The sequence below is a fragment of the Streptomyces manipurensis genome (assembly GCF_049570255.1).
Lineage (GTDB): Bacteria > Actinomycetota > Actinomycetes > Streptomycetales > Streptomycetaceae > Streptomyces > Streptomyces manipurensis.
Genome location: NZ_CP186950.1, coordinates 846,207 through 866,492 on the forward strand (window position 1 = coordinate 846,207; position 20,286 = coordinate 866,492).

The following is a 20,286-nucleotide window of genomic DNA, read 5'->3' on the forward strand; positions in this document are numbered from 1 at the left end:
TGGGGCCGGGCCCCGCGGAGGGGGGAGGGTGTGCGGGGCCCGGCCGGGGGGAGATGGTTCGGTGGGACGGGGCGGTTACGCCGTCCAGTCCAGGATGATCTTGCCGCTGCGGGCGGTCGACGCCTCGTCGAAGGCGGCCTCGAAGTCGCGGTGCGAGTAGCGGCCGGTGATGACGGGGGTGAGGTCGAGGCCGCCCTCCAGGAGGACCGTCATCGCGTACCAGGTCTCGAACATCTCGCGGCCGTAGATGCCCTTGATGGTGATCATCGAGGTGACGACCTTCGCCCAGTCGACGGGGAACTCCGTCGCGGGCAGGCCCAGCATGGCGATGCGGCCGCCGTGGGTCATGTTGTCGATCATGTCGCGCATCGCCTCGGCGCGGCCGGACATCTCCAGGCCGATGTCGAAGCCCTCGCGCAGGCCGAGCTGCTTCTGGGCCTCGGCGATGGAGGACTCGGCGACGTTCACGGCGAGGGTGGCGCCCGCCTTGCGGGCGATCTCCAGGCGCTCGGGGCTGACGTCCGTGATGACGACGTTGCGCGCCCCGGCGTGCCGGGCCACGGCGGCGGCCATGATGCCGATCGGACCGGCGCCGGTGATCAGCACGTCCTCGCCGACCAGCGGGAAGGACAGGGCGGTGTGCACGGCGTTGCCGAACGGGTCGAAGATCGCGGCGACGTCGAGGTCCACGGGGGTGCGGTGCACCCACACGTTCTGCGCGGGCAGCACCACGTACTCGGCGAAGGCACCGTCGCGGCCGACACCGAGGCCGACCGTGCTGCGGCACAGGTGGCGGCGGCCGGCGAGACAGTTGCGGCACTTGCCGCACACCAGGTGGCCCTCGCCGCTGACCAGCGCGCCCGTCTCGATGTCGCGCACGTCGGCGCCGACCGCGGCGACCTCGCCGACGAACTCGTGGCCGAGGATCAGCGGGGTCCTGACCGCGCCCTGCGCCCAGCCGTCCCAGGAGCGGATGTGGAGGTCGGTTCCGCAAATGCCGGTGCGCAGCACCTTGATCAGCACCTCGCCGGGGCCGTACTCCGGCTCGGGGACGTCCATGAGCCACAGGCCGGGCTCGGCTTTGTGCTTGACGAGTGCCTTCATGGGGTGGCTCCAGGCATGCGGAAGGGGGCGCCGGGGACGGGGCGGGCCCGGCCGGCGTCGGTGACGGGCACCAATCTGCCGATCACCACGGTGATCAGTCCATCGAGACTTTCTTAAGCGGGCCGACAGTGCAGCTTCACGCCTATGCTCCTCCGGTGACGGGGCAGGGAAAAGGGGAGGTGAGGCCCGTGCCGAGTCTGCGCAGCAGGGTGCTTTCGGCGGCGCTGGTGGCGGTGGGCCGGCGAAGACGGTTCGCGAGCGCGGAAGCGGTGCGGGACCGGGTGGCGCGGGCCGCCCGCAGGCCCGCTTCGCACCTGCCGCCGAGGCGGCTGGGCCGGGTCGCGGACGTCTCGCGGACGTTCGTCGGCGCGTGGCCGGTGTACGACGTCTGCCCGCGGGGGGTGGAGCCCTCGGCGCAGGTGCTCTACGTGCACGGCGGCGGGTACGTCGACGAGCTGGACCGCCCGCACTGGGAGCTGGTGCGGACGCTGGTGGTCCGGGCGCGGGCGCGGGTCGTCGTACCGGCCTACACCCTGGCGCCGCGCGGTACCGCCGCCCGGACCGTTCCGATCGCCACGGACCTGCTGAGCGGCCTGATCGCGAGCGGCGGCGACGGCGGGACGGTGCTGATCGGGGACTCGGCGGGGGCCGGGCTGGCGCTGGCGGCCGCGCAGCGGCTGCGGGACCGGGACCGGGAGCAGCCGTCCCGGATCGTGCTGATCTCCCCCTGGCTGGACGTCACCGTGAGCCATCCGGACCAGGCGGCGCTCGAGGCCGCGGATCCGGTGCTGGCCCGTGCCGGGCTGCGGGAGGCGGGGCGCCTGTACGCGGGGACGCTCGCCCCCGACGACCCGCGGGTCAACCCGTTGCACGGCGGGTTCGCCGGGCTGGCGCCGATGACGGTGTTCACCGGGACGCGGGACGTGCTGACGACGGACAGCCGGGAGCTGCTGCGGCGGGCCCGGGAGGACGGCGCCGAGGTGGAGTTCCACGAGGCGGCTGGGCTGCCGCACGGCTACCCGCTGCTGCCGCTGCCCGAGGGGCGTGCGGCGCGGGCCCGGATCGTCGAGCTGGTCAGGTCGGCGGGGGCCGCGTGAGGGGTGCGGCGCCACGGCGGGCCGGGGCGGGGGCGGCATCCGCGACGGGGCCGGGCCGTCACGCCGTGCAGGTCATCAGGGAGCTGATGGGCCAGGCGCGGTAGGCGGTCCAGTAGGCCTCGTCGCGCACGCCGTCGGCGGGCGGGGTCCGGTTCGGCTGCCAGCCGACGGTGACGAAGCCCGCGTCGACGGCGGCCTCGGCGAGGTCGCAGTGGGCCCATTCGCGGAACTCGAAGGGCACGGGCGGTTCGGTCAGGAAGTGCGCCTTCAGCAGGGGCGCGTCGCCTTCGCGGACCCGGTCGAGGATGCGCACCCCGTACGGGGACCAGTCCACCCGCGGGAAGGCGCCCGCGTTGGGCACGATGGCGAGCAGCCGGCCGCCGGCGCGCAGGTTCGCGCGGACGGACCGGAACATGGCGTGCAGGGTCCTGCGGTCGGGTGCGTAGCTGAAGACGTAGGCGGCGGTGGCGACGTCGAAGGGCCCCAGGTCGGGGAGTCCGGTGGCGTCGGCGACGAGGTATTCGACGTCGGAGCGGTCCTTGGTGGCCTCGTGCTCGCGGGCGAGCCGGATCATCTCCTCGGAGACGTCGACGCCGACGGTGCGGCGGGCTCCGCCGCGGGCCAGCAGGCGGGTGTTGTAGCCGTAGCCGCAGGCCAGGTCGAGGGCGTCGAGACCGCGCAGCCCGCCGAGGGCGTCGATGGCGCCGTGCAGGGTGTAGGTGTCGGCGGCGGAGTAGGCGGCCGCGGTCTGGGACTCCGCGTAGCGTTCGCCGATGGTGTCGTAGTGGAACCGCATGCTCTGCCTTCCGGTGGCCTGCCGGGGGGGGTGGTACGCGTGCGTATCGTGCCCCGCGGCGGCTCCGGGAGGCGGTCCGCACACCCGTACGTCCCCCGCACGGGGGAAGCGGTCGGCCCAGCCGGCCCCGGGGGCGGACGGCTGCCGCCGGCGGGCACGGCCGGGATGCACGGGGCGTGACCGAGGGGGCATGCTGGCTGTGTGATGGCGAGAGCGGACGGCGCAGGCCGCGCCACCGATGCCACGGCCCGGGCGCTCGCGCGGGCCGTCACGGGTGCCGTGGAGGCCGTCGGGGGGTTCGCGGGCGGGGTGTACCTGCGCTCCCCCACCCCCGATCTGCTGTTGCTGGCCACGTTCACGGGATTGCCGCTGCCGCTGTACCGGCCGTGGTGGCGGATGCACGTCAACCGGCCGTACCCGGTGGCGGAGGCGTACCGCTCGGGGCAGGCCGTGCACCTGCCCGACGCCGAGTCGGCGATGAGCCGGTTCCCGCAGCTGATGGCGGGGCTGCCCTTTCCGTTCGGTTCGCTCTACGAGCCGGTGACGGCCGGGCCGGAGCGGTTCGGCGTGCTGCTGGTGCTGCGGCCGGCGACGCCGGGCGTGCCGGTGGGCGCCGGGGACCGCAGGCGGCTGCGGGAGGCGGCGGACCGGCTGGCCCTGGACCTGGTGGAGCTGTCGGCGGCCGGCGGGCCGGTGGTGTGGGAGGGGGACCCGCTGGACGTGCCGGGTCCCGGTCCCGGGCCGCGGACGGGGGCGGAGGAGGCCCGGGCGGCGGTGGACCGGCTCGCGCAGGCGGTGCTGTCCCTGGACCGGCAGGGGCGGATCGGCTTCGTCAACGCCACGGCCGAGCGGCTGCTGGGCACCGGTGCCGCCGCGCTGCGGGGGCGGCTGCTGTGGGATGCCCTGCCCTGGCTGGGGCGCCCGGCCTACGACGACCACTTCCGGGCGGTGTTCATGGCGGCGAAGCCGGTGCGCTTCCCGGCCCGGCGCGGCCGTCATCCGCCCGGCGAGTGGCTTTCGGTGGACCTGTACCCCGCACCCGACGGCGTGACCCTGACCCTCACGGCCGGCGGTGCGGCGGCGTACACGCCGGCGGCCCTGGCCGACGCGGATCCGGGCACGGACGCCGACACCGCCTCGGGGACCGGCACCGGGACGGGCGTCGGGTCGCCCGCGGAACGGGCCTCCGCGCTCTACCGGCCGGTGGCGCTGGCCATCGCGCTGACGGAGGCGGTCACCGCCCGGCAGGTGTCGTCGGTGGTCACCGATGAGCTGCTGCCCGCCTTCGGGGGCCGTCAGCTGGCGATCTACCTGCTGGACGGACGGCAGCTGCACCTGGCGTGGGAGACGGGCTTCCCGCAGGGCTTCCTGAACCGGTTCGACGGGGTGGCCCTCGACGTGCGGCTCCCGGGCGTGGAGACGCTGACCACGGGCCGGCCGATGTTCTTCGAGTCGATGCAGCACCTCGCGGCCGCCTATCCGGGCATTCCGCTGGACGCCGACGTCGGGGCGCGCGCCTTCCTGCCGCTGATCGCCTCCGGCCGGCCGGTCGGCTCGTGCATCCTCGGCTTCGACGCGCCGCGCGGGTTCAGCCCGGAGGAGCGCACGGTGCTGACCGCGCTGGCCGGGCTGATCGCGCAGGCCCTGGCGCGGGCGCGGCGCTACGACAGCGAGGCGGCACTGGCCCACGGCCTGCAGTCGGCCCTGCTGCCGCACCGGCTCCCGGTGCGCGCGTCCGTGGACACGGTGGGGCGCTACCTGCCCGGATCGGCGGGCATGGACGTGGGCGGCGACTGGTACGACGTGGTCGAGACGGGTTCGGGCCGGCTGGCGCTGGTCATCGGGGACGTCCAGGGCCACGGGGTGGCGGCCGCGGCGACGATGGGCCAGCTCCGCAGCGCCGTACGGGCCTTCGCGCTGACCGGCAGCACCCCCGAGAAGGTGGTGAGCGGCACCAACCGGCTGCTCATCGACCTCGACCCGGGCCAGTTCGCGAGCTGCTGCTACGTGGTGCTGGACCCGGCGTCGGGCTCGGTGCAGGCGGTCCGGGCCGGGCACCCCCAGCCGCTGCTGCGCCATCCCGACGGCCGGACCGAGGTGCTGGACCTGGCGGGCGGGGTGGTGCTGGGCGTCGATCCGGAGGCCTCGTACCCGGTGACGGAGCTGCGGCTGGAGCGGGGCGCGGTCCTGGCGCTGTACACGGACGGGCTGGTGGAGCGGCCGGGGGTGGACATCGACGTGGGGGTGGAGCGGCTGCGGCTGGCGCTGGCGTCGGCGGAGCCGGTGCCGCTGACGGAGACCGCGGACCGGCTGGTCGGGCGGGCGGGCCACAGCGCGGAACGGCCGGACGACATCGCCCTGCTGCTGGCGTCGCGCACGGCCGGGGACATGACCTAGGCCCCGGCCGTGATCCGCCGGACCGGCCCTAGCGGGCGGCGGGTCCGTCGAGGCCGGCCAGGGTCAGGGCGGTGTTGACCAGGCCGACGTGGCTGAACGCCTGGGGGAAGTTGCCGAGCTGGCGGCCGGCGACGGCGTCGTACTCCTCGGCGAGCAGTCCCACGTCGTTGCGGACGGACAGCAGCCGTTCGAAGAGGGCGACGGCCTCGTCCTTGCGGCCGGTCATGTGCAGGGCGTCGGCCAGCCAGAACGAGCAGGCGAGGAAGGCTCCTTCGTCGCCGGGCAGGCCGTCGACGGTGGAGTCGGCCGTGCTGTAGCGGCGGACGAGTCCGCTGCGGCCGAGTTCGGCGCGGACCGCGTCGACGGTGCCGACCACCCGGGGGTCGTCGGGCGGCAGGAAGCCGACCCGGGGGATGAGCAGGGTGGCCGCGTCCAGCTCCTGGGATCCGTAGTACTGGGTGAAGGTGCCCCGTTCGGGGTCGTAGCCGCGTTCGCACACGTCGCGGTGGACCTCGTCCCGCATGGTGCGCCAGCGTTCGAGTTCGCCGGGGATGGAGGGGTCGGCCTCCATGGTCCGCACGGCGCGGTCGGCGGCGACCCATGCCATGACCTTGGAGTGCACGAAGTGCCGGCGCGGGCCGCGGACCTCCCACAGGCCCTCGTCGGGCCGGCGCCAGTTGCGTTCGAGGAAGTCGAGGAGGGCGAGCTGGATGCGCCAGGCGTGCTGTTCGGCGGGGAGCCCGGCGGACCGGGCGAGGTGGAGGGAGTCGATGACCTCGCCGTACACGTCCAGTTGGAGCTGGTCCACGGCGGCGTTGCCGACGCGGACGGGGGCGGAGGAGGCGTAGCCGCGCAGCCACGGCAGTTCGCTCTCGGGGATCCGCCGCTCGCCGGCGATCCCGTACATGATCTGGAGGTCGGCCGGGTCGCCGGCGACGGCGCGCAGGAGCCATTCGCGCCAGGCGCGGGCCTCGTCGAGGAAGCCCGTGTTGAGGAGGGAGCCGAGGGTGAGGGTGGCGTCGCGCAGCCAGCAGTAGCGGTAGTCCCAGTTGCGGACGCCGCCCAGCTCCTCGGGGAGCGAGGTGGTGGCGGCCGCGGCGATGCCGCCGGTGGGGGCGTAGGTGAGGGCCTTGAGGGTGATCAGGGAGCGGGTGACCGCCTCCTGGTGGGGGCCTTCGTAGCGGCACTGGGAGGCCCAGTCGCGCCAGTCGGCGAGGCTCTGGTCCAGGGCCTCGAACGGGTCGCAGGGCTCGGGTCGCGGCTGGTGGGAGGGGTGCCAGGTGAGGACGAAGGCGACGCGGCGGCCTGCGGTGACGGGGAACTGGGAGCGGGTGCTGTTGGCCTCGCCCCAGGTGCGGACCGGGGGGGCGCTGCGGAACCAGGCCGAGTCGGGGCCGGCGACGGCCACGCGTTCGCCGTCGCTGCGGCGCACCCAGGGCACGACGTGCCCGTAGTCGAAGCGCAGGCGCAGGGTGCTGAGCATCCTGACGGTGCCGCTGATGCCCTCGACGATGCGGACGACGTCGGGGGCCACGTCGGTGGCGACGCCGCGCTGGGGCATGAAGTCGGTGACCTTGACGGTGCCGGTCTCGGTCTCCCAGTACGACTCCAGGACGAGGGAGCCGTCGACGTAGGTGCGGCGGGTGCAGCGTTCGCCGTCGGCGGCGTCCAGGGGGGCGATCCGCCAGTGGCCGTTCTCCTCGTCTCCGAGGAGTTTGGCGAAGCAGGCCGCCGAGTCGAAGCGCGGCAGGCACAGCCAGTCGATGGACCCGTCGCGGCCCACCAGTGCGCTGGTCATGAGGTCGCCGATGAGTGCGTAGTCTTCGATGGGTTGTGTCATTTGTGCGCTCTTCCCCCGAATGCCCGGGGCCAATCAGCCCGGAGCCCGGACACCCCCGCCCAGCCGGGACGCCGTGCGTCACCGGCCGGGCGGAGGCCGGTCTCAGGCGCGCACGAGGAGCATGACGGCCGCGAGGACGGCGGCCAGGGCGAGGGCCGCGCCGCCGTGGGCGAGGCGGTGGGCGCGCAGCACGGGCAGGTGGCGGTCGACGGCGTACCGGCCGGGGCCGGTGAGGGTGAGGGCCGCGGCGCCGGCGGTGAGCAGGAGTTCGTACTCGATGCCCTCGGGGGCGAAGAAGGCGCCGGTGCCGTGGACGGCGATGGCGTTGACCATGGTGCCGACGAGGGCGGCGCCGGCGAGCGGGGTGAGCAGGCCGAGGGCGAGGCCGAGGCCGCCGAGGGTCTCGGTCAGGCCGGCGAGGACGGCCATGGCGTCACCGGCCGGGTAGCCGCTGGCGGTGAAGAACTGTCCGGTGCCACTGATGCCCCCGCCGCCGAACCAGCCGAAGAGCTTCTGCGTTCCGTGCGCGGCCATGGTCAGGCCGAGGACGAGGCGGAGCAGGAGCAGGCCGGTGTCGTGGCCGGGGGTGGAGAGGGCGGGGTGGGTCGGTGCGGCCGGGGCGGGGGCCTGCGGCTTCGTCGTGGTGACGGAGGGGCTGGTCATGGGGGTCCTTCCGGTCGTGCGGCCCGGGGAGGCAGGTTGTTCAAATTCGAACCGCTACCGAGGGACCCTAACCATTGATTCAAATTGGAACAACCCGTGTAGGGTGGCGCCATGGCTGAACCGAGATGGCTGGACGAACGCGAGATGCGGGCCTGGAGCGGCTTCCTGGCCGCCTCGGCCCTGGTGAACCGCCGCCTCGACCAGCAGCTCAAGGACGACTCCGGGCTGTCGCACCCGCAGTACGAGATCCTCGTGCGGCTCGCCGCCGCGCCCGGGCGCGAGCTGCGGATGACCGAGCTCGCGAACGGCCTGATCAACTCCAAGAGCGGCCTGACCTACCAGGTCACCCAGATGGAGAAGGCGGGCCTGGTCCGGCGCCGCAGCTGCCCCTCCGACGTGCGGGGCGTGTACGCCGTGCTCACGGAGGCGGGCCACGCCAAGCTGGAGGAGGCGGCGCCGGGGCACGTGGCGACCGTCCGGGAAGTCCTCGTCGACGTCCTCACCCCCGCCCAGCTCGACGCGCTCGCCGACGGGCTGGGCGAGGTCGGGCGACGGCTGCGCGAGCACGGCGGCTGAGCGCCCTCCGATGCCGCGGGGGGGGTAGCGGGGACCGGTTTCGGGGTATAGGGGCGCCATGGACGGAAAGGTCTGGCTCACCCTGGGCGTGATCCTCGCGATCGGCCTGGCGATCGCCGCAGCCGTGCTGCTCGCACGGGTCTTCGCGGCGCGCCGCCTGCTGCTGGACGCGGGCATCCCGCTGCGCGACAAGGCGCTGTTCTGGGTCGCCGTGATCTACACGGTGTCGCCGGTGGACCTCGTCCCGGACCCGGTCTACCTGGACGACATCGGGATGCTGCTGCTGGCCCTGCGCTCCCTGCACGCGGCGGCCGGGGCCGTGCGGCCCTCGAAGGAGATCGACAACGCCCTCTGAGGGCACTCCCCCGCAGGCCGGCGCACGGTTCAGACGTGCTGGTCGACCAGGACCGGATTGCCGTCCGGATCGACGACGAGGAAGCTGCCCGGACCCGATCCCGCCTCGTCGGTCTCCATCAGGAACGCCACACCGCGTTCCTTCAGCTCACGCTGCAGTTCGCGGATGTCGGTGAAGGAGCCGAGGGGCCGGGCCGAGGAGTCCCAGCCCGGGTTGAAGGTCAGCATGTTCTTCTCGAACATGTCCTGGAACAGCCCGATCACATGATCGCCGTTCTTGAGGATCAGCCAGTTCTGCGCCGGGTCCCCGCCGAAGGCGGTGAAACCGAGCTGCTCGTAGAAGGCCCTCGATGCCTCGATGTCCCGCACGGACAGACTCACGGAGAACGCGCCCAGATCCATGCGCACCAGCCTGGAGGCCCGCCGGGCGCCCCGCAAATCGACCGCGCGGCCGGCCGGACCGGGGTCAGCGGACTCCGCGCGTACGGAACTGGACGCTGATCCGCGGTCCCACCGCCCGAGCCGACTTCGGCACGGCGTGCTCCATCGTCCGCTGGCAGGAGCCGCCCATGACCACGAGGTCACCGTGACCCAGGGGCAGCCGCAGCAGGGTGGAGCCGCCGTCGCGGGGCCGCAGGACGAGGTCGCGGGGGTCGCCCACGGAGACGATCGCGACCATGGTGTCCTCGGTGGAGGAGCGCCCGGTGCGGTCCCCGTGCCAGGCGACGCTGTCCCGGCCGTCGCGGTAGAGGCACAGCCCGGCGGTGGTGAAGGGCTCCCCCAGTTCCGGGGCGTAGTGCCGGCTCAGCGCCTCGCGGGCCGTGACGAGCGAGGCGTGCGGCAGTTCCTCACCCTCACCGTAGAAGGCCAGCAGCCGGGGGACGTCCACCTCCCTCTCGTACATCCGGCGCCGCTCGGCACGCCAGGGGACGTCGGCGGCCAGCCTCTCGAAGAGGACGTCGGCACCCGCCAGCCAGCCGGGCAGGTGGTCCACCCAGGCACCGGAACCGAGCACCGTCCGGCGCAGCCCGTCGAGAGGGCCGAGGCCGATCTCGTCGCCCTGGTCGAAGAGGGAGCCCTGGAGGCCCTGCGCCGCGTACATGACTCCAGGGTATCGCCGAAACCGAACACATGCGCGAATCGGAGTGCGGACGCCGGAGGCCGACACCAGGACCCCGGCACCACCGGGCGTCCGACTGATGGACTGCCGACCCCCGTCGGCCCAGGTCAGAAGGCGATTTCTGCAGCCTATGCATGTGATCAGAAACTCACGGTCTTGGCCGGAAGCCCGCCGCGCGGTACGGTCACGGCGACATTTCCACATAGCGACGACGGCGAGACGGAAGCCCGGTGTGAATCCGGCATGGTCGCGCCACTGTGTGCTGCGGTGACCTCCCCGGGGGTGGCCAAGGCGAGTCAGACCCGAGGACCGTCGTCCTGCACCACCGTATGGGACGCGTTGTTCCCCGAGGAGGTTCCATCATGGCCGAGGCCGTCGCTTCCGCTGCCATACCCACCCCCGCCGTCTCCCCGTCGGCTCCGCTGCCCGTGCGCGCCGTCCTGCCCTGGGCGCTGTTCGTCGGTCTCCTGATGCTCGTCGCGCTGTACTTCGTCGGTGCCGAGCAGGGCGCGACCGCCCTGTTCGCCGGCGAGGGCGTGCACGAGTGGGTGCACGACGGGCGTCACCTGCTCGGCTTCCCCTGCCACTGAGAGGCCACGCACATGTACGCCTCCACTGTCAGAGGTCTCCTGGTCCGCGGCATGCTCGCGGGCCTGATCGCAGGTCTGTTCGCCTTCGCCGTCGCCTACGTGGTGGGTGAGCCCCCGGTACGGGACTCCATCGCCGTCGAAGAGGCCGCGGCCGCCCAGGAAGCCGCTCCCGCGTCCGGCCACGCCGGTCACGGCGGCGAGGCGCCCGCGGAGGAGGAGGAGGAAGAGCTCGTCAGCCGTCCGGTGCAGTCGACCGCCGGTCTGGCCACGGGCGTCCTCGTCTACGGGGTCGCGCTCGGCGGCATCGCCTCGCTCGCCTTCTCGTTCGCCCTCGGCCGCGTGGGCCGGTTCAGCCCGCGCGCGACGGCGGCCCTCACCGCGGCGGGCGCCTTCGCCACGGTGTACCTGGTGCCGTTCCTGAAGTACCCGGCGACCCCGCCCGCGGTGGGCAACCCGGACACGATCGGGCAGCGCACCACGCTGTTCTTCCTGATGATCCTGCTCAGCGTGCTCCTCGGCGTGGGTGCGATCGTCCTCGGGCGCAGGCTGGCCCCGCGCCTGGGCAACTGGAACGCGACGCTGGCGGCGGGCGCCGGCTTCGTCGTGGCGACGGCCGTGGCGTTCACGGTCCTGCCGGCCAACGACGACGCCGTCAAGCCGGAGTTCCCCGCGGCCCTGCTGTGGGAGTTCCGTCTCGCCTCCCTGGCCGTCCAGCTCGTGCTCTGGGTCGTGTTCGCCGTCGTCTTCGGTCTGCTGGCCCAGCGGCTGCTGGCCACGCGTACCGACGGCGCGGACGTGACGTCCCGGCAGGAAGCCCCCGCCGTCGGCTGATCCGCCCGCACGGCACGTCGCGAGCCCCGAGACCCCACCCGGGTCCCGGGGCTCGCGCGCGTCCGCGCCGGGCCCCGCGGGAAATCGCCGGCCGCCGCGGAGGGGTGCCGTTAAGATCACCGCGATGACCACTCACACCCTTCACGGATGGGGGGTCTCCACCGCGCAAGGTGAGTGCTGATGCGCACTCCCACCGCGGAGGAGGACTCCCGCGTTTCCCTCTGGCTCCGCGTACGCGAGTACGCCGTGCCGGAGTCGATGATCGAGACCGCGACCGCCCGCCGCCACGTCGGCGACTGGGCCGGGGCGTGCGCGGCGGCGGGCATCGACGTCGACTTCGACCTGCGGTCCGTCGCGCGTTCGCACGGCCGCGAACTGACGGCCCGGATCCGGGCCGATCTGCGCCACCTGGCCCCCGACCTGCTGCGCTGGCACATGCCGCGGATCGCCCCCGACGGGCTGCTGCGCCCGGGGCTGACCCTGGCCCTGGCCCGGTACGGCACGGCCGGACCGGACACCGGCCCGCCGGTGCACCTGGTGGCCCGTACTCCCCCGGCCTGGGCCGACGGCGGCCAGCGGATCAGCCTCGCGCTGTGGGACGGTTCCCGCTCCGAGTCGGGAGTCGCCCCGCGCGATCCGGGGCGGCGCTCCCACCCCGACCGGCGCCACCGCCTCGACCTGCACCGCCACCTCTGGGACGCCCGCAGGACGGCCGAACTGCGACTCCGCTCCGGGGCCGACCGGCCGCCCGCGGACCACGCGCAGCACGGCGGCGCGCCCAGCGGGCCCGGACTGCCCCCCGGCGTCCCGGACGGCCACCGCTGCGCCGTCGGCCGGTGGACGGACGAGGCCGCCCTCCTGCTGGCGGCGCAGGGCCGTCGCGGCGGCGAGGTCGCGGTACGGCTGGGCTCGCGGCACCGGCTCGTCCTCCAACTCCCCGCCGACGGGACCGGAAACGCGGACGGTGCGCCACCCCCGTTGCGCCTGCGCGCCGCGCGGACGGACGGCCGTGACTCCGCGCTGCCCGTGCTGCCCGACGCGGCCACCTGGGTGCTGCCCGACCTGGAGCTGATCCGTACGGGCGCGCTCACCGCCGACCGGCTCCACCCGCTGGTGGCCGCGGCGTTGCTGCCCGACGGGCCGCCGGCCGCGCGCTCCCGTGCGGCGAACCGCCCCGGAGGGCCGCGCATCGTCGACTGCCGCGGGGACCGTCACCGGATCGGGCTGCGCGACGGGGTCCTCGCCGCCCTGGACCACGACCCGGGCGAGGTCCGGCGGGAGGAGCTGCTGGCCGCGTTCGGCGGCACGCCCCTCCCCTGCCTGCACGCCATCGACACGGCGCACCGGCGCCCGGCCTGCCTGACCGGCGTACGCGAACGCCTGGACCACGGGGACACCGCCGGCGCACTGGCCGTCGTCGAAGGGCTGCTCGGCCCGGACGCGGCGCTGCGCAACGGGCCCCTGCTCGACGCCCTGGCGGCGGCGGCCGAACGGCGTGTCGTCCACGGCCTGTTCCGGGCGGGCCTGACCGGCCCGAACCCGGACCGGTTCGGGGCCCGGCCCACGACGCCCCGCCGGCGCCCCGGGGCGCGGTAGCCCGCAACCGGCCCGTCCCGCACGGCCGGACCGGGCCCGCGCCCGGCCGTACCCGGGGCCGTGGCACCCGTACCGCGCCCCGGACCGTCCGCGCGCGGGGCTGCGGTGTCTCCCTGTCCGCTCAAGGCCCCGGAGCCGGGCCGCCGCCGGCACGGCCGGCCGCACCACCGTCCTCGCGACCGGCGGGGTCCGGCGCACGGCGTCCCCCTGCCCGTCCCCTCCGGCTCCCCGGCCGCTTCCGTACCGTCCCTTCGCACCCCACAGGTGATCGCACATGACCCTTGCCAATCCGTCCCCCGTCGCCACCCCCGCTCCCCCGGCGCCCGTTCCGCCGGCCCCCACCGCCCCGGCCTGCCCGCCTTCCCGGCTCGACGTCGCGGGCGAGCTGCTCGCCCTGCTCGGCGCGACCACCACCGAGCCGCGCCCCGACGTCCAGCTGGAGGCCCTGACCCTGGCCGTGGCGGCCGACCTGCCCGTCCTCCTGTGGGGCGAGCCCGGCATCGGCAAGACCGCCGCCCTGACCCAGCTGGCCACGGCCCTGGACCTGCCGCTCACCACCGTGATCGCCAGCGTGCACGAGCCGTCCGACTTCTCCGGCCTGCCGGTCGTCGGGAACGACCCCGCCGAGCAGGGCGTCCCCATGGCCCCGCCGGACTGGGCGGTGCGCCTGGTCCGGGCCGGCCGGGGGCTGCTCTTCCTGGACGAACTGTCCACCGCCCCGCCGGCCGTGCAGGCCGCGCTGCTGCGCCTCGTCCTGGAACGGCGGATCGGCGCCCTGCAACTGCCGCCCGATGTACGGATCGTGGCCGCCGCGAACCCGCGCTCCTCGGCGGCCGACGGCTGGGAGCTGAGCCCGCCGCTCGCCAACCGCTTCGTCCACCTCCAGTGGACGCACGACCACGACGTGGTGGTGCGCGGCCTCGGCGGGACCTGGCCGCGGGCGACCCTGCCGGTCCTCGACCCGCACTCCCTGCCCGCCGCCGTGGAGTACGCCCGGCGGGCGGTGTGCGAGTTCCTCACCGTCCGGCCCCCGCTCGTCCACCGGCTGCCGTCCGGCGAGGCGCGGCGCGGCGGCGCCTGGCCGTCGCCCCGCAGCTGGGACATGACGCTGCGTCTGATCGCCTTCGCCACCGCGGCCGGTTCCTCCCGGGAGGTGCTGTCCCTGCTGGTGCGCGGCACGGTCGGGGACGGCCCGGCGCTGGAACTGCTCGCCTGCCTCGACCGGATGGACCTCCCGGACCCCGAGCTCTTCCTCGCCGATCCGCAGGGCGCGGAACTGCCCGAGCGGGGGGACCGGCGGCAGGCCGTGCTGGAGGGCGTGGTGGCCGCCGTCCGCGGGAACCCGCAGAAGTCCCGCTGGGACGCAGCCTGGGCGCTCCTGGTCCGGGCGGCGGAGACCGGCCCGCCGGACCTGGTGGTCGTCCCGGCGACCACGCTGGCCTCGGTGCGGCGGGAGGAGTGGGACGTCCCGCCGTCGATCGAGAAGCTCGCGGGGGTCGTCGGCCTGTCGCGGCGCGCGGACCGGGCGGCAGCCCGTACCGGCGTCCCGGCGGGGGCGGGCCGATGAGCGGGAGCGGACCGGCGGACGGCGCCGGCAGCGGGAGCGGCACGGGTACCGGCACCGTCCGGGTGGCGGCGCGTCCGGAGCCGGCCGGGGCCCTGGACCGCGAGAAGCTGTTCGCCGCCCGACTGCACGCGGCCCGGGTGCGGCCGTACCTCGCGACGGCCCTGTTCGCCCTGCACACCGTGGAGTCCGCGCGGGTGCCGACCATGGCCGTCGACCGGCACTGGCGCTGCTACGTCTCGCCCGGGTTCGTGGACCGGACCCCGGTGGAGGAGCTGGCCGGGGTGTGGGTGCACGAGGTGTCGCACCTGCTGCGCGACCACCACGGGCGCGGTGACCGGATCGCCCGGCAGTTGGGACTGAACGGGGCGGGGGACCGCCTGCGCATGAACATCGCGGCCGACTGCGAGATCAACGACGACGTGTTCGGCGAGGGGCTGGTGGCGCCGGAGGGCGTGGTCACGCCGGGACTCCTCGGGCTGGACGACGGCGAGCTGATGGAGGACTACGTACGCCGCATCGGGCTCGGGGCCCTGCCCCCGGGCCTGGTCTGGCTGGACTGCGGCAGCGGGGCCGACGGCCGCGAACGGGACTGGGACCTCGGCCCGGACGGGGCGGACGCGCTCAGCCCGCAGGAGCAGGACGCGGTCCGGTTCCGGGTGGCGCAGGGCGTCAACGGCCGGCCGGGCCGCGCCTCGAAGGGGTGGAAGCGGTGGGCGGAGGAGGCCTTCCACCCGCCGCAGGCCTGGCGGGACCTGCTCGGGGCGGCCGTGCGGTCGGCGGTCTGCGGGGCGGGCGCGGGCGACGACTACAGCTACGGCCGTCCCTCCCGGCGCTCGGCCGGCCTGCCCGGCCTGGTCCTGCCGAGCCTGCGGCGCACACCGCCGCGGGTCGCCGTGGTCGTCGACACCTCGGGGTCGGTCGGCGACGCCGAACTGGGCAGCGCCCTGCTGGAGGTCGCGGCGATCACACGGGCCGTGGGCGGCCGCCGCGACCTGGTCTCGGTGGTCTCCTGCGACGCGGCGGCCCACGTCGTGCACCCCCTGTGCCACGGCGAGGGCATCCCGCTCGTCGGCGGGGGCGGTACGGACCTGCGCGCGGGTTTCGCGGCGGCTCTGCGGGCGCGGCCACGCCCGGACGTGGTCGTGGTCCTGACCGACGGGCACACGCCGTGGCCGACGGCGGCGCCGCAGTGCCGCACGGTGGTGGGGCTGTTCGCCCGGGCCCGCGCGCCCCGCTGGGACGAGGACGACCCCGACCACGTGCCCAAGGGCCCGCCCGCGTGGGCCCGGGTGGTGGAGATCGGCTAGGGCCGATCCGGCCGATCAGGGCCGGTGGGGCGGGCCGGAGCCGGCCGGGGTGCGGCGTCGGCCCGCGGAACGGGCCGGGCTGCGGAAGACTGGCCCGGCAGCCCACGTGCCGAGTTCTACGGGAGACACCCATGAGGATGCTGATCAACAGTCCGCAGACCGTGGTCGACGACGCCCTGCGCGGGATGGCCGCCGCCCATCCCGACCTGGACGTCGACGTGGCGGCGCGCGTCGTCGTCCGGCGGGACGCGCGCACCGGAGGGCGGGTGGGGGTGGTGTCCGGGGGCGGGTCCGGGCACGAACCCCTGCACGCCGGGTTCGTCGGACTCGGGATGCTGTCCGCGGCGTGCCCCGGGGAGGTGTTCACGTCACCGGTCCCGGACCAGATGGTGCGGGCGGCCTCGGCGGTGGACTCCGGGCAGGGGGTGCTGTTCGTCGTCAAGAACTACACGGGGGACGTGCTCAACTTCGAGATGGCCGCCGAGCTCGCCGAGGAGGACGGCCTGCGCGTCGAACGGGTCCTGGTCGATGACGACGTGGCGGTGACCGACAGCCTGTTCACCGCCGGGCGGCGCGGTACGGGCGCCACCCTCTTCGTGGAGAAGATCGCCGGGGCGGCGGCCGAGGAGGGGGCGCCGCTGGACCGGGTCGCGGACCTCGCCCGGCGGGTGAACGCGTCCTCGCGCAGCTTCGGGGTGGCGCTGAGCGCCTGCACCACCCCGGCCAAGGGCAGCCCGACCTTCGACCTCCCCGACGGGGAACTGGAGTTGGGCATCGGCATCCACGGCGAGCCGGGCCGGGAACGCCGTCCGTCGATGCCGGCCCGGGAGATCGCCGAGGTGGCGCTGGGAGCCGTACTGGACGAGCTGGCGGAGGTCGGACCCGCCGACGGGCCGGTGCTGGCCCTGGTCAACGGGATGGGGGCGACACCGCTGCTGGAGCTCTACGGGTTCCACGCGGAGGTGGCCCGGATCCTCGCGGCACGCGGTGTGCCGGTGGCCCGGACCCTCGTCGGCAACTACGTCACCTCCCTCGACATGGCGGGGTGTTCGGTCACGCTGTGCCGCGCCGACGAGGAGCTGCTGCGACTGTGGGACGCGCCCGTCCGCACCCCGGCCCTGCGCTGGGGCGTCTGACCCGTGGTGGCGGTGACGGCGGGCGGTACGGATACGAGGCGAGGAGAACCGGTGCGTGACACAGACTTCTTCCGGAGCTGGATGACGGAGGCCGCGGCCGCCGTGGACCGCGAGGCGGGGTGGCTGACGGAGCTCGACTCCCCCATCGGGGACGCCGATCACGGCAGCAACATGCGGCGCGGGTTCACCGCCGTGCTCGCCGCGCTGGACGCGGACGCCCCGGCGACGCCGGGCGCGGTGCTCCAACTGGTCGGCAGGACGCTGATCTCCACGGTCGGCGGGGCCTCCGGCCCCCTGTACGGAATGCTGTTCCGACGGGCCGGGAAAGCACTCGGCGACGCGGCCGAGGTCTCCGACCCGGAGCTGCGCGAGGCCCTGGCCGCCGGGGTGGATGCGGTGGCGCAGCTCGGCGGTGCGGCCCCGGGCGACAAGACGATGCTGGACGCGCTCGTCCCGGGGGTGGCCGCGCTCGGCACCTCGTACCGAGCGGGCGCCGAGGCAGCGGCGGACGGCGCGCTCGCCACGGTGCCGCTGCGGGCCCGCAAGGGCCGCGCGAGCTACCTGGGCGAGCGGAGCATCGGGCACCAGGATCCGGGCGCTGCCTCGTCGGCCCTGCTGCTCGGGGCGTTGGCGGACATCGCCGAGCGGGCGGAGGGCGCACGATGACGGGCGCCCACCCGGGCCGGGACGACGGCTCCGGCCTGGTCGGCGTCGTGCTGGTCTCGCACAGCGCGCCGCTCGCGGAGGCGGTCGCCGACCTGGCGCGGGGGCTCACGGCGGGTGGACCGGTGGTCCCGGTGGCGGCGGCGGGCGGCACGGACGGGGGCGGCCTCGGCACGAGCGCCGCACGGATCCTCGCGGCCGCGCGGGAGGTGGACCGGGGCGCGGGAGTCGCACTGCTGGCGGACCTGGGGAGCTCGGTGCTCACGGTGAAGGCGCTGCTGCTGGGGGACGAACTGCCGCCGGGATCACGGCTGGTGGACGCGCCGTTCGTCGAGGGCGCGGTGGCCGCGGTGGTGGCGGCGTCGGCGGGGGTCCCGCTGGCACAGGTCGCGGAGGCCGCGGGCGAGGCGTACGCGTACCGCAAGGCCTGAGGAGGCCTGAGACGGGGGCGGGGGGTGAGGGGCGAGGGGCAGCGGACGCCCCTCGCCCGTCGGGCAGGGTCAGCGGCCCCGCAGGGACTGGATCTCGCGCCGGTCGCGCTTGGTGGGACGGCCCGCACCGCGGTCACGCAGGCCCAGCCCGGCGGCTTCCACCGGGGTCGGCGGCGGCGGGCTCTTGTCGATCAGGCACTCCGCGGCGACCGGGGCACCGACCCGCTTGGACACGGGCCGCCTGACGACCACGATCCGTTCCCGGCCCGCGTGGAAGAGGCGTACCTCGTCGCCCGCGCGCACCGTCTGGGCGGGCTTGGCCCGCTCCCCGTTGACCCGCACGTGGCCCGCGCGGCAGGCGGTCGCCGCGATCGACCGGGTCTTGGTCAGGCGTACGGACCAGATCCACGCGTCGACCCGCACCGTGCCCGTTTCCGTACCGGATACCTCTTCAGCCATGTCCCGACTCTAGCCAGCCGGAAGCCCCAGGACGGAACGCCTTTTTCCGGTGCCTTTGGCAGATGCGCCAAGAGGCATGGCACCTACCATGGATATCAGCCCAAGAGAATTGCAAATGCGCCACAGGTGCACCTACCTTGCCGCACATGCAGTCCTACACCATCGGACAGGCTGCGCGTCTGCTGGGCGTCAGCCCCGACACGGCGCGCCGCTGGGCCGACGCCGGCCGGGTCGTGACCCATCGCGACGAGGTCGGCCGGCGGCTGATCGACGGTCGCGCCCTGGCGGCCTTCTCCGTCGAGGTGGCCCAGGGCGCCCACACCGAGGAGGGCGACCCGTACACCTCGGTACGCAACGCCTTCCCCGGCATCGTCACGGCCGTCACCCTCGGCGACGTGGCCGCCCGGGTCGAGATCCAGGCGGGCCCGCACCGGCTGGTCTCCCTGCTCACCCGGGAGGCCGTCGAGGAGCTCGGGCTGGAGGTCGGCATGCGGGCCACCGCCCGGGTGAAGTCCACCAGCGTGCACGTCGACCGCGCCTGACCCGCGGCACCCGGGCGGGCCGGCAGGCCCGGCCGGCGAAGACGCGGGCCGGTGCCCGGAGGGCCCGCGGACGGCACCCGCCCGCCCTCCCCCGCCACGGCCGCACGCGGCCCCGCACGTCACCACCGACACGTCCCGTCCCCACCCGCTCCGCCCGTCACCGGCGCGGGTCACCACCAGGCGGCACCGGCACCCGGCCGGCCGCCGACCCGACCGAGGAGCACGCTCTCATGTCCCCGATCACGACCCGCCGCGTCACGACCGCCGCGCTGGCAGCCACCCTGCTCGCCGCCCTGACCGCCTGCGGCGGCGAGGACAAGCCCGCCGCCTCGGCCACCGGTTCCGGCTCGGCCTCGGCCTCCGCGGAGCCCAAGGCCGCGAACCTCACCGTGCTGGCCGCCTCGTCCCTGACCGACGTGTTCAAGACCGCGGGTGCGGCGTACGAGAAGGCCCACCCCGGCACGAAGGTCACCTTCTCCTTCGCCGGCTCGCAGGAGCTCGCGGCGCAGGTGAAGCAGGGAGCCCCGGCCGACGCCCTCGTCACCGCCGACACCAGGACCATGGACGGGCTGAAGGCCGAGACCGGCGACGCCACGGTCATCGCCAAGAACCGCCTGGTCATCGCGGCCGGCAAGGACAACCCCTTCAAGATCGACGAGCTGAAGGACCTGGCCGACACCAAGATCAAGGTCGTGCTGGCGGCCCCCGAGGTGCCGGTCGGCCGCTACAGCAAGCAGATCCTCGACGCCCAGAAGATCGAGGTGAAACCGGTCTCCCAGGAGCCCAACGTCCGTGCCGTCCTGAGCAAGGTGGAGCTGGGCGAGGCCGACGCCGGTCTCGTCTACAAGACCGACTCCGCCAAGTCGGGCGACAAGGTCGTCTCCGTCGACATCCCGGACGACCAGAACGCCGTGGCCTCCTACCCGGCCGCCACGCTGAAGCAGTCCGAGAACACCGAGGCGGCCGCCGCTTTCGTGGCGTGGCTGAGCACCCCGGAGGCGCAGAAGATCCTCCAGGACGCGGGATTCCAGAAGCCGTAGCCACGACCCCCACGGGGGCTGCCTGGTCCGGGGGGAACAGGCACCCCCGCGGCATTCCTCCCGCGGGTGTGCCCGCCCGGTGCTCCCCGCCGGGGCCGCGTCACCGGCCCGGCCGCCGTCCCCGTCCGATACGGTCCGACCCGAGTCCGACCCGAGTCCGACGCCCAGCCAGGAACC

The 20,286-nt window shown here is 74.9% G+C and carries 21 protein-coding genes; 14 read left to right on the top strand and 7 right to left on the bottom strand.

Annotated features, from left to right (window positions below):
• Positions 1-75: 75 nt before the first annotated feature.
• Positions 76-1,104, bottom strand: a complete 1,029-nt coding sequence (gene tdh, locus ACPU2J_RS04045) for an L-threonine 3-dehydrogenase (protein ID WP_365073272.1) — start codon at positions 1,102-1,104, stop codon at positions 76-78.
• Between the two features lie 188 nt (positions 1,105-1,292).
• Here tdh and ACPU2J_RS04050 point away from each other — a divergent pair, with 188 nt between their 5' ends.
• Entirely contained in the window at positions 1,293-2,201 is a 909-nt protein-coding gene (locus ACPU2J_RS04050) for an alpha/beta hydrolase fold domain-containing protein (protein ID WP_423832772.1), read from the top strand.
• Between the two features lie 58 nt (positions 2,202-2,259).
• On the opposite strand, the gene ACPU2J_RS04055 is transcribed toward ACPU2J_RS04050, so the two are convergent.
• The gene (locus tag ACPU2J_RS04055) at positions 2,260-2,997 is read right to left on the bottom strand and encodes a class I SAM-dependent methyltransferase (protein WP_361598933.1); all 738 of its coding nucleotides are present in this window, start codon (positions 2,995-2,997) and stop codon (positions 2,260-2,262) included.
• A gap of 396 nt (positions 2,998-3,393) precedes the next feature.
• Here ACPU2J_RS04055 and ACPU2J_RS04060 point away from each other — a divergent pair, with 396 nt between their 5' ends.
• Positions 3,394-5,394: a SpoIIE family protein phosphatase gene (locus tag ACPU2J_RS04060; protein WP_423834927.1), complete on the top strand. Its 2,001-nt coding sequence runs from the start codon at positions 3,394-3,396 to the stop codon at positions 5,392-5,394.
• Positions 5,395-5,422: 28 nt separating this feature from the next.
• Here the strand turns inward: ACPU2J_RS04060 and ACPU2J_RS04065 are convergent, their stop codons facing one another.
• Together ACPU2J_RS04065 and ACPU2J_RS04070 are read right to left on the bottom strand one after the other, a co-directional pair.
• Positions 5,423-7,234: a glycoside hydrolase family 15 protein gene (locus ACPU2J_RS04065; RefSeq protein WP_423832773.1), complete on the bottom strand. Its 1,812-nt coding sequence runs from the start codon at positions 7,232-7,234 to the stop codon at positions 5,423-5,425.
• A 102-nt stretch (positions 7,235-7,336) separates the two neighbouring features.
• Positions 7,337-7,897: a DoxX family protein gene (locus tag ACPU2J_RS04070; protein WP_420081703.1), complete on the bottom strand. Its 561-nt coding sequence runs from the start codon at positions 7,895-7,897 to the stop codon at positions 7,337-7,339.
• 111 nt (positions 7,898-8,008) lie between these two features.
• Between ACPU2J_RS04070 and ACPU2J_RS04075 the strand changes: the two genes are divergently transcribed.
• On the top strand, positions 8,009-8,473 hold the full coding sequence (locus ACPU2J_RS04075; RefSeq protein ID WP_365132715.1) for a MarR family winged helix-turn-helix transcriptional regulator: 465 nt from the start codon (positions 8,009-8,011) through the stop codon (positions 8,471-8,473).
• Positions 8,474-8,531: 58 nt separating this feature from the next.
• Positions 8,532-8,828, top strand: coding sequence for a YkvA family protein (locus ACPU2J_RS04080; protein ID WP_361598922.1), 297 nt, complete (start codon positions 8,532-8,534; stop codon positions 8,826-8,828).
• A 29-nt stretch (positions 8,829-8,857) separates the two neighbouring features.
• On the opposite strand, the gene ACPU2J_RS04085 is transcribed toward ACPU2J_RS04080, so the two are convergent.
• Entirely contained in the window at positions 8,858-9,229 is a 372-nt protein-coding gene (locus ACPU2J_RS04085; protein ID WP_361598919.1) for a VOC family protein, read from the bottom strand.
• A gap of 64 nt (positions 9,230-9,293) precedes the next feature.
• Positions 9,294-9,929: an alpha-ketoglutarate-dependent dioxygenase AlkB gene (locus tag ACPU2J_RS04090; protein ID WP_423832774.1), complete on the bottom strand. Its 636-nt coding sequence runs from the start codon at positions 9,927-9,929 to the stop codon at positions 9,294-9,296.
• A 380-nt stretch (positions 9,930-10,309) separates the two neighbouring features.
• Between ACPU2J_RS04090 and ACPU2J_RS04095 the strand changes: the two genes are divergently transcribed.
• The 8 genes from ACPU2J_RS04095 (at position 10,310) to ACPU2J_RS04130 (ending at position 18,068) form a co-directional block, all read left to right on the top strand.
• Positions 10,310-10,537: a CbtB domain-containing protein gene (locus ACPU2J_RS04095; RefSeq protein WP_361598913.1), complete on the top strand. Its 228-nt coding sequence runs from the start codon at positions 10,310-10,312 to the stop codon at positions 10,535-10,537.
• Between the two features lie 12 nt (positions 10,538-10,549).
• Entirely contained in the window at positions 10,550-11,368 is an 819-nt protein-coding gene (locus ACPU2J_RS04100; RefSeq protein ID WP_423832775.1) for a CbtA family protein, read from the top strand.
• Between the two features lie 180 nt (positions 11,369-11,548).
• Entirely contained in the window at positions 11,549-12,964 is a 1,416-nt protein-coding gene (locus ACPU2J_RS04105; RefSeq protein WP_423832776.1) for a hypothetical protein, read from the top strand.
• A 274-nt stretch (positions 12,965-13,238) separates the two neighbouring features.
• The gene (locus ACPU2J_RS04110; protein WP_423832777.1) at positions 13,239-14,531 is read left to right on the top strand and encodes an AAA family ATPase; all 1,293 of its coding nucleotides are present in this window, start codon (positions 13,239-13,241) and stop codon (positions 14,529-14,531) included.
• Complete coding sequence (locus ACPU2J_RS04115; RefSeq protein ID WP_423832778.1) at positions 14,528-15,838, top strand: DUF2201 family putative metallopeptidase; 1,311 nt, start codon at positions 14,528-14,530, stop codon at positions 15,836-15,838. The genes ACPU2J_RS04110 and ACPU2J_RS04115 overlap by 4 nt, the downstream gene beginning before the upstream one ends.
• Before the next feature lie 131 nt (positions 15,839-15,969).
• Complete coding sequence (dhaK, locus tag ACPU2J_RS04120; protein ID WP_420081696.1) at positions 15,970-16,974, top strand: dihydroxyacetone kinase subunit DhaK; 1,005 nt, start codon at positions 15,970-15,972, stop codon at positions 16,972-16,974.
• 51 nt (positions 16,975-17,025) lie between these two features.
• The gene (gene dhaL / locus ACPU2J_RS04125) at positions 17,026-17,640 is read left to right on the top strand and encodes a dihydroxyacetone kinase subunit DhaL (RefSeq protein ID WP_423832780.1); all 615 of its coding nucleotides are present in this window, start codon (positions 17,026-17,028) and stop codon (positions 17,638-17,640) included.
• Positions 17,637-18,068, top strand: coding sequence for a PTS-dependent dihydroxyacetone kinase phosphotransferase subunit DhaM (locus ACPU2J_RS04130; RefSeq protein ID WP_423832781.1), 432 nt, complete (start codon positions 17,637-17,639; stop codon positions 18,066-18,068). The genes dhaL and ACPU2J_RS04130 overlap by 4 nt, the downstream gene beginning before the upstream one ends.
• Positions 18,069-18,137: 69 nt before the next feature.
• On the opposite strand, the gene ACPU2J_RS04135 is transcribed toward ACPU2J_RS04130, so the two are convergent.
• Positions 18,138-18,527 carry an RNA-binding S4 domain-containing protein gene (locus ACPU2J_RS04135; protein WP_420081693.1) on the bottom strand — a complete coding sequence of 130 codons (390 nt, stop codon included), beginning with the start codon at positions 18,525-18,527 and terminating at the stop codon, positions 18,138-18,140.
• Positions 18,528-18,673: 146 nt separating this feature from the next.
• On the opposite strand from ACPU2J_RS04135, the gene ACPU2J_RS04140 reads away from it, so the two are divergent.
• Both ACPU2J_RS04140 and modA read left to right on the top strand, forming a co-directional pair.
• Positions 18,674-19,069, top strand: coding sequence for a TOBE domain-containing protein (locus ACPU2J_RS04140; protein ID WP_420081692.1), 396 nt, complete (start codon positions 18,674-18,676; stop codon positions 19,067-19,069).
• Positions 19,070-19,299: 230 nt separating this feature from the next.
• A complete protein-coding gene (gene modA / locus ACPU2J_RS04145; protein WP_420081691.1) occupies positions 19,300-20,109 on the top strand; it encodes a molybdate ABC transporter substrate-binding protein in 810 nt (269 codons plus the stop codon).
• Positions 20,110-20,286 lie beyond the last annotated feature (177 nt).